The sequence below is a fragment of the Moorena sp. SIO4A1 genome, from assembly GCF_010672065.1.
Classification (GTDB): Bacteria; Cyanobacteriota; Cyanobacteriia; order Cyanobacteriales; family Coleofasciculaceae; genus Moorena.
Genome location: NZ_JAAHHX010000280.1, coordinates 1 through 2494, shown reverse-complemented (window position 1 = coordinate 2494; position 2494 = coordinate 1). Strand labels below are relative to the sequence as shown.

Here is a 2494-nt window from a genome sequence, read left to right as displayed (position 1 = left end):
TCCAAAAGCTAATATACAATCATCAGATTGCTGTTTGGGTTGGGCTTTGGGTTGTTATGGTCTTAGCCGGTAGCATAGCAACTATTGGTCTGATTGATCCTGGACCGATTGAGGAAGAAGCCAATAATCCACAACCAGCTCTGGCCCAACTGCGGGCATCAGCAGCAAAAGAGGCTGTGCCTCTGTCGTTGTTTGGTGTTGTTGCTGTAGGCTGCGCCAGCGGTTGCTTATTGCTTACTCAGGCTCTAAAATTTTCAAGCCAGAAAACGAAACTGAAAAGACCGATAACATCTAGTGTCAGCAGTAGAAGGCGACGCCGTAATTCTAGACGCCGTAAGGCGACTCGCAAACAACAACCAGTAAAATCAGTACCATTATTACCACCATCACAAAACAGGAGTGATGACCAACAGACCGAGGTAACGGTTTTGCCACCGGAGCCTACTGATCAGACCAATGCTAAAGACGAGACTCTTGCCAACATGATGGATATGCGTAAGCGCCGCTCTCTGTCTTCCTTGATGCGGGATCAGTAATCAGCCGAGGCTAGTGGTGATTTAATTTGCTCTTAATTTGCCCTTTGTTCACTCTTGACGGTTGACTATTAACCGTCAATTGTTAGAAGTTCTAACCTCTAACAGCGATTGCCAATCTTTAATCGCTTGCTGTGACCAAAGCCAGTTCTTGCTCAAGGCATCAGGTTGGAAGTTAATCGGGTCGTTGGCGATCACTTGTTGCCGTAGCTTAAGAGATTGTTGGGACAAACTCGCCCGCTTAGACCCGTTTTGTTGTTGAGCAGATTTCCACAACCCTAGCCCTAAGCCAGCATAGGTATTCCATTTTGGGGAATTGCTGGATTTTTCAGATCCAACAATTGTAGATTTCCCGTTGCTACTCCTGTACAATGCATCATACCAAGCTTGGTTAGCTCGCTCGTATTTGCCTTCAGCGTAATAGGCAAACCCTAGGGCATTGCGGTAAGTCCAAGAGTCAGGTTCTTGTTTAACTGCTCTTTGCCAATAACGTCTGACATCATCCAGACTGTATTCATCCGAGCCGGTCTGGATCGACTGCCATGCCAGACGCCCTCTTAAAAAACTCACCATTGACTGATTCAATTGTTCTGAGGGAACTTCCTGAAGGGCAGCAGAAGCATCGGGTAATGCACCCCGGTCTAGCAATGCCGTTACAGCTTCGGTTCCTCGAATAATATTATCCTCACTGAATGCTTCAATTGCGATCGCTGTGACGGTCTTGGTATTAGCCTTTGTCAAATTAACATTTGAGTAATCAACAGGTTTGGACAGACCTGGTGGTAATTGTCTCCCTAGCCCAGGACTAGGAGGGTTCTGGAAAAACCACATGCTCACCAGTACCAAGGCAAGAGTTCCCGTTGCTCCTAGTCCGATCCACAGTGGTGAACGTGGTAACCTTAAACCCTTGTGTTTAGGATTAGTGACCTTTTTAGCCTCAACTTCTGCCGTAGTATCCTCACGCTTTGGAGCTAATTGGGTTGAGCCCTCCGTAGACGCCGGTGTCAGGGTTGCGGCTGAAGCTTTCAAAGGAGCAGGGAGTTGGCTTGGGCTATGGACTGGTAGGTTCTTCTGAGCAGCCTCTGAGTAAGGGTTTTCGGATAACCCCTCTGAATTCGATGCTGTTATTGTTGAATCCTCACCAATCGCCTCTGTATTCAGCTGATCCAGCAATCCCTTAATGAAAGCAGCGGGATCGTCTGCTTCTAGTTCATGGGATTCTAAACCCGGTGTTACACCAGTGACACTTTCATGGTCATACTCAGCTTCTGCCCTAGGGACAAGAGCTGAGTCTTCCTCAAATTCTGATAATGTGGTATATTCTCTCTCTTGTGGTGGCGTAAAAAAACCCTCTTCTGGGTCTAACCCTACAGACATTCCAGGAGGATCGGGCAGACTAAATATTTGAGTTCGGTCATAACTGTGGTCATCATTGGTCAGGAAACCATCAAATTCCGGATGCAGATAAAGAACAGGTAATGCCCAATAAAGCTGGTTCGAGCCATAAGCAGAAATCAGTCCTTGTCTAGCTCGCGAGAGGCTGAGGTCAATGGGGTAACCCTGGTTGATGTTACGGTATAATAGTCTGGTTAGGGTCAGGGCTACCTCATCGGGAATGCGCTCTGCCATGGCTAGAACCCCAGGAATACCGCGCTTAACCAGTGCTTGAGCAAGATTTTGATCGTTACCGTTTTCTTGGGTATGTGAAGCAGCTGTATGAGCACCACGACAGGAGTTGAATACAGCCAGCTGGACACCATTATTAACTAACAATCCCGCTAGATCATCACCCCTTAAGGTCTCTGTCAAACCAGTTTTTTTACTAACCAGGTAGACATCACCACCTGATTCCCCTAGGTTAGAGTGACCAGCATAGTGGAAGACTTGATATTTTCCTTGTTCCAGGGCTTGGGTTAACTGTTCCCGTCCTGGCTGTTCCAGAATGGTCAGATGAATCGCTG

The 2494-nt window shown here is 47.2% G+C and carries 2 protein-coding genes; one reads left to right on the top strand and one right to left on the bottom strand.

Features of this window, described 5'->3' with window-relative positions; all coding sequences use genetic code 11:
* Positions 1 to 536 (top strand): hypothetical protein (locus tag F6K53_RS37275; protein ID WP_293084635.1); only part of this gene is annotated, 536 nt, incomplete at its 5' end.
* Positions 537 to 611: 75 nt separating this feature from the next.
* Here the strand turns inward: F6K53_RS37275 and F6K53_RS37270 are convergent.
* Positions 612 to 2494: CHAT domain-containing protein (locus F6K53_RS37270; protein ID WP_293084632.1), on the bottom strand; the 1883-nt coding region annotated here is incomplete at its 5' end.